The sequence below is a fragment of the Eudoraea sp. genome (genome assembly GCF_049665975.1).
Taxonomy (GTDB): domain Bacteria; phylum Bacteroidota; class Bacteroidia; order Flavobacteriales; family Flavobacteriaceae; genus Eudoraea.
In genome coordinates this window covers 1-7,340 of record NZ_JBATGR010000272.1, presented here as the reverse complement: position 1 = coordinate 7,340, position 7,340 = coordinate 1, and the positions used below count along the sequence as shown (strand labels likewise).

2 protein-coding genes are annotated in these 7,340 nt (G+C 38.2%); both read left to right on the top strand.

From position 1 onward, the window contains the following. Positions 1 to 6,722 (top strand): cell surface protein SprA (sprA, locus tag WBN20_RS09685; RefSeq protein WP_424281527.1); only part of this gene is annotated, 6,722 nt, incomplete at its 5' end. A gap of 163 nt (positions 6,723 to 6,885) precedes the next feature. After that, positions 6,886 to 7,266 carry a glycine cleavage system protein GcvH gene (gene gcvH / locus WBN20_RS09680; protein ID WP_424281526.1) on the top strand — a complete coding sequence of 127 codons (381 nt, stop codon included), beginning with the start codon at positions 6,886 to 6,888 and terminating at the stop codon, positions 7,264 to 7,266. Positions 7,267 to 7,340 lie beyond the last annotated feature (74 nt).

Here is a 7,340-nt window from a genome sequence, read left to right as displayed (position 1 = left end):
TAATTCCCCAGGGATCTGTTGCAATGGACCTTGGTGTTATATGGCAAAAAAATGACAACCCAGCACTTTCTCCAAGAAACCGTACCAATCTCTCATTTGATTTTGATCAGCGTATTAGTTTAAGCTTATTAGGAAAAATTGGTGAGCGTTTGCAGGTAACTGCTAATTATGATACTGAAGCTACTTTCGATTTTCAGAATTTAATAAAATTAGATTATACACCCACAGAAGATGATATCATAAGAAAAATTGAGGTTGGTAATGTAAGTTTCCCTTTAAACAGTTCTTTGATCAGAGGGGCGCAGAGCCTTTTTGGTGTAAAAACCCAATTGCAGTTCGGCAGGACTACTATAACCTCAGTTTTTTCTGAACAGCAATCTCAAAATAGTTCAGTAGTAGCCCAGGGAGGTGGCACCTTGAATGATTTTGAATTATCTGCCTTGGATTATGATGAGGACAAACACTTTTTTTTAGCCCAATATTTTAGAGATCAATATGATGAGGCTTTAACTAATTATCCTTTTATAAAAAGTCAGGTTCAGATTACGCGCCTTGAAGTTTGGGTTACAAATAGAGGCCAGCAAACACTTAATGTAAGAAACATTGTTGCACTCCAGGATTTAGGTGAGGCCCTTAAGGAAAAAACCAGGATTGGACTGGCAAATGGCGAACCGGCAGGTTTTTTTAATACCTCAGCTACCAATCAGGAATTACCGAGAAATAATGCGAATGACTACGACCCTCTGCTCATTGATAATGGAGGCGTATTAAACTCCAATATTAGGGATATTGCAACAGTAGATAATGGATTTGATATAAATACGGGATATCAGGTAAATCAGGGATTTGACTATGCTATTTTGGAAAATGCCAGAAAACTTGAAACAGGAAGAGACTTCCAGTTTGATTCTCAATTGGGATATATTTCTTTGAACCAGCGCCTAAGCAATGATGAAGTACTCGCTGTTGCCTTTCAGTACACATACAATGGCGAAATATTTCAGGTTGGTGAATTTGCCAATGGTGGAATAGATGCTACAACGGTTACCCCAGGGGTAGAAGTTCCACAAATTAATAACAATACACTTGTCCTGAAATTACTAAAAAGTAATATTACTAATGTGAGCGACCCAATCTGGGATTTAATGATGAAAAACATATATGCTACTGGTGCTTTTCAGTTAAGTCAGGAAGATTTTAAGTTCAATATTTTATATTCAGATCCAACCCCCAGAAATTATATTATACCGGTGGTTGAAGGACCAGGTTCCGGATGGCCCGATGAAAACTCTCCTAATGGAGCTTTACAAGACAGAATTCTTCTGGATGTTTTTAACCTGGATCGGCTAAATACTTTTAATGATGTTCAAAGAGGTGGAGATGGTTTCTTCGATTTTGTTCCCGGGATTACGGTAAATACTCAAAATGGCCTCATACTTTTCACCAAAATTGAACCTTTTGGTGAGTTTTTATTTGATGTATTAGGCGGAGGTACCTATGATGTAGATAATGATCAGGGATACAATGAAAATCAGCAAAAATATGTTTTCAGAAATATGTATGCCCTAACTAAGGCCGCATCTTTACAGGATGCTGAGAAAAATAGATTTAAGTTAAAGGGACGCTATAAATCTGAAGGATCAAGCGGTATCCCTATAGGAGCCTTTAATGTGCCCAGAGGATCTGTGCGAGTAACGGCAGGTGGCCGCCAGTTGCAGGAAGGAATAGATTATACAGTAAATTATCAGGCGGGAACCGTTCAGATATTAGACCCCAGTTTGCAAGCTTCAAACACGCCTATAAATATTTCAGTTGAAAACAATGCAATTTTTGGTCAGCAAACAAGGAGATTTACCGGTTTTAATGTAGAACATAAATTCAATGAGAAATTTATCTTGGGAGGAAATTTTCAAAACCTCAATGAAAGGCCACTTACACAAAAATCGAATTATGGTGTTGAGCCCGTAAATAACAGTATTTTTGGTCTCAATGCAAATTTTTCAACAGAGGTTCCTTTTTTAACCAGACTGGTTAACAAATTACCCAATATAGATACAGATGTTGCCTCCAATGTATCGGTTAGAGCTGAGGCCGCATACCTCAACCCTAATTCCCCTAAAAATGCAGACTTTCAGGGAGAAACCACGACCTATTTAGATGATTTTGAAGGAGCCCAGGCACTAATAGACATCCGTTCTTCATTAGGCTGGTCATTGGCCAGTACACCAGAGGAATTTAAAATTGATGGCGAGCAGGATTTGGAAACAGGTTTTGAAAGAGCAAAAATGGCGTGGTATACTATAGACCCTATTTTTTATACAAACCAACGTCCTTCCGGTATTAATGACGATGATATATCTACAAATGAGACGCGTAGAGTTTTTATTGATGAAGTATTTCCCCAGGTAGATATCGCCCAGGGGCAAACAACCGTTCAGAATACTTTCGATATGGCATATTATCCAAATCAAAAAGGGCCTTATAATGCAAGTGCTACTTTTAATGGACTCCAACCAAATCAGAAATGGGCTGGAATGATGCGTTCTTTGAGTAGTACAAATTTTGAGCAATCTAATGTTGAATTCGTACAATTCTGGGTAATGGATCCATATGTAGATGGAATTGCCACAGGTCCTGGTGAATTGGTTATTAATTTAGGTAATATCTCGGAGGATATTTTGGATGACGGCAGAAAACAATATGAAAACGGTTTACCTGGCCTGAACAGCAATGATCTCACCACACCTACCGACTGGGGGGTGGTACCGGCTACACAATCTCTGGTTTATGCTTTTGATGCCAGCGAAACGAACCGTTCCCTTCAGGATATTGGTTTTGATGGTCTTGATGATACTCTGGAAGCTGCACAAGGGTATAATGGACCCGCTGAGGATCCCGCTCTCGATAACTTCCAATATTACTTGAACAGGGAGGGGGGTATTTTAGAACGTTACCTTGATTTTAATAATACGGAAGGAAATTCACCGGTTACTGTTACAAATACAGATCGGGGATCTACAACTTTGCCCGACGTGGAAGACGTTAACCGTGACCTTACCATGAACACTATTAATAGCTATTTTGAGTATCGCATTAACATTAAACCTAACACTACGATAAACGATGAATATGTAACCGATATCAGCGAGGGGACTACGCCCGATTTACCCAACGGAACTCAATTAAACCGCAGGTGGATTCAGTACAAAATACCATTAAGTAATTTTACAGATGCCGTAGGAGGAGTAACAGATTTTAGATCTATCAGTTTTATGCGGATGTACCTTACCGGCTTTACAGATGAGGTAGTTTTGCGATTTGCCACACTGGATCTTGTACGTATAGATTGGAGAAATTATTTAAAAACCCTGTCATCAGATAACGATGATCCGGAAGATGATGCAACTATTGTTGATGTAAATACTGTAAACATAGAAGAGAATAATTCCAGAACGCCAATTCCTTATGTTTTGCCCCCAGGCGTTCTAAGAGAACAATTAAATAATAATAACACTATTATTCGCCAGAATGAACAGTCCTTGTCATTCAAAGTAGAGAATCTTGAGCCTCGGGACTCCAGAGGTGTCTTTAAAAATGTAAACATTGATATTCGACAATACAAAAGATTAAAAATGTTTTTACATGCTGAGAAGATTGTGAATTCTGATTACCTGGATGATGATGTACCTCTCGTAGCATTTCTTAGGATAGGTACAGATTTCTCCGAGAATTTTTATCAAATAGAAGTCCCTTTAAAGTTTACACCTTTTGGTTCTACAACTCCAGAGGAAATTTGGCCAGAAATAAATGAAATGGATATAGCTTTGAGTGACCTCACCAAAGTTAAATCTCAAGGTATTGCTGATCAATCCCTGAATGAAATCAATTTTTATGAAATTATTGATGGGGAAGTTGTTTCAGTTGATGAATTTGCTCCAAGAGTATTGGGGCAGACCCGTATTGGAATCAGGGGAAACCCTTCAATAGGTTCGTTGCGAAGTGCTATGTTGGGGATAAAGAATATTGATAACCTCCCCGCGCGTGGCGAAGTATGGTTTAATGAATTACGTATGGCAGGTTTGGATAATAATGGAGGTTGGGCTGCACTTGCCGCAGTTGATGCGAACTTAGCTGATTTTGCTGACGTAACTGCCACGGGAGGTAGAAGTACTCCCGGATTTGGCTCTGTAGATCAAAGGCCAAATGAACGTTCCAGAGAGGATGCTGTGGCCTACGATGTAGTAACTAATGTGTCTATTGGACAACTTCTCCCTAAAAAGTGGAATGTTCAAATTCCTTTTAATTTTGGAGTTTCGGAGCAATTAATAACCCCCGAATTTGATCCGGTATATGACGATTTAAAGCTTGAAGACAGAATAGATGCTGCAAATACTCAGGCCGAAGAAGATGACATAAGAGAGCAGGCAGAAGACTATACTAAAAGAAGAAGCGTCAACTTTATTGGAGTACGCAAGAATCGGGGTCCTGAAGCTAAACCCCATATTTATGATATTGAAAATTTTACTTTTAATTATTCTTATAACCAGACAGATCATAGAGATTTTGAAGTTGAGAGATTAAAAGATCAGAATATAAAGACAGGCTTTGTCTATAATTATAATTTTAAGCCCCTATCAGTGGCGCCTTTTGAAAAAAAGGATTCCTTATTTACCGGGAGCTACCTAAAATGGTTGAAAGACATAAATTTTAATCTGCTGCCAACCAGTTTATCAGTTCAGTCAGATTACAATCGTCAGTTCAACCAGCAGAGGTTTAGAGATGTTCTGGAACCTGGTGTCGAAAAACTTGCATTACCATTACTCCAGCAAAGAAACTATCTTTTTAATTGGCAATATGCTCTAAACTATAGCTTGTCTAAATCACTGCGCCTGAATATCACGGCCTCCAACAATAATATTGTACGAAACTATTTTGAAGAGGATGGCAACCCTAATTCAGATATTAACCAAGACCTGAATGTTTGGAATGGCTTCTTTGATATCGGAGAACCCAACAGGCATGCCCAACAGTTTCAGTTAAATTATGATATTCCACTAAACAAAATACCTATACTGGACTTTATCAATGCGCAATATACTTACACCAGTAATTTTGATTGGCAGCGAGGTGGCGACGCCTTAAATGAAGTGGTACAGGATGCACTTGGAGATCCTAATGCTGTTATTAACACTATTCAAAATGCCAATACACATACGATTAATGCTGCACTAAGTATGCAACGTCTTTATGATCAAATTGGTCTTAAAAGGAGGAGCGGCAAAGGGGAGGTGGGTGATACTCCTGTTCGCCGCGATAAAGCTGGAAATCCGGCTGCCGGGGAGGAAAAACCGAAAAAGAAAAGTAGTGCTGGGTTCAATACTTTTGTTGATATAATAACCATGGTAAAACGTATTAACGTAAACTATAGAGAGAATAATGGTACAGTTTTACCCGGATATACCCAGTCTATCGGATTTATTGGTACTACAAGACCATCATTGGGCTTTGTCTTCGGAAGTCAGAAAGATGTGCGCTTTGAAGCGGCGCGTAAAGGATGGCTTACACCCTATAATGAATTTAACGAACAATTTATAAAGCGAACTAACAAACAGCTGAACATTACAGCTACAGCCCAACCAGTTAGGGATTTAACTATAGATTTATTGGCAGACAGGCAATTTTCCAGTAGTTTACAGGAGAATTTTGAGATCAACGCAGGCGAGTATTTAGCGCAAACACCTAACACTTTTGGAAACTTCAGCATATCTACCATAATGATTGGTACATCGTTTAGTAAAAGTGATGAATTTCAGTCAAAGAATTTTGATACTTTCAAAAATAATAGGATAGTTGTTGCAGATAGGTTGCAATCAGACAGGTCCAGTCCGGATGAAGGCGTAGATGAGAATGGATATCCATTAAGGTATGGTCCAACAAGTCAGGATGTGATTTTACCGGCTTTCTTTGCAGCCTACACAGGTCAGGATGTAAATAGGGTTAATTTAGATGCCTTTAGAGATATTCCCATACCTAATTGGAATCTTAAGTATACCGGTTTAATGAGGATTAAATCCTTTAAAAAGAAGTTCAAACGTTTTTCATTGAGCCATGGTTACCGGTCTGCTTACAGTATAAATACTTTTCAAACCAACCTCGAAAGATCCCAGCTTGAAAATGATGGTCTTCCGCCAATTAATCAGGAAACTCAGGATTATCTTCCGGAAAGTATTATTAATAATGTTGTGCTTACAGACCAGTTTAATCCTTTAATTAGAGTAGATTTTGAAATGCAAAGTTCACTAAGCGTCCTGGCAGAAATTGGTACAGACAGAGCATATTCTTTTAGCTTCGACAATAACTTACTTACAGAGATCACTGGTCAGGATTATACGGTGGGACTGGGGTATCGTTTTAAGGATGTAAAATTTGTAACTAACATTGGCGGGCAGAAACAACGTCTGAAAGGCGATTTAAACCTGAAGGCAGATTTTACGCTAAGGGATAATCTTACTATTATTAGAAATCTCAGCTTAGATAATAATCAGATAACCGCAGGGCAGAATTTATTGTCCACAAAATTTACAGCAGACTATGCCCTTAGTAAAAACCTGAATGCTTTATTCTTTTTTGATTATTCATTCTCGAAGTTCGCTGTATCCACGGCATTTCCTCAAACAACTATCAATACAGGGTTTACCATTCGATATAATTTTGGTAACTAAAGACATTTTGCACGTTTATTATAAGAGGAGTTCAAACAACACTTTTATAGATATTATTTTCATATTATTTGCGCATTATAGGATTTAGTCTTTTATCCGGTCTGTTTTTTTGAAAACCTACGGATTATCTACTACATTTGCGGGCAACACAAAACGAATTAAAATGAATATACCATCCGAATTAAAGTACACCAAAGATCACGAATGGATAAGGATTGATGGTGATATCGCTACCGTTGGCATTACAGATTTCGCGCAGGGAGAACTTGGTGATATAGTTTATGTTGAAGTAGAGACAGTGGATGAAACTATAGATAAGGATGAGGTTTTTGGTACAGTCGAAGCCGTAAAAACTGTTTCTGATCTTTTTTTGCCACTAAGTGGTGAGATTATCGAATTGAACGAATTACTGGAGGATGAACCAGAGAAAGTAAATACAGATCCCTATGGCGATGGCTGGATGATTAAAATAAAGATAAGTAATGTCTCAGAGATCGACAGTCTTATGAGCGAAGCAGATTATAAGGAGCTTATTGGTGTTTAAACATTATGGTTTTACTATCGGCTTTATCTGCTGGATATTAATTATAACAGTACTTAGCCTTTCCTCATTTGAAG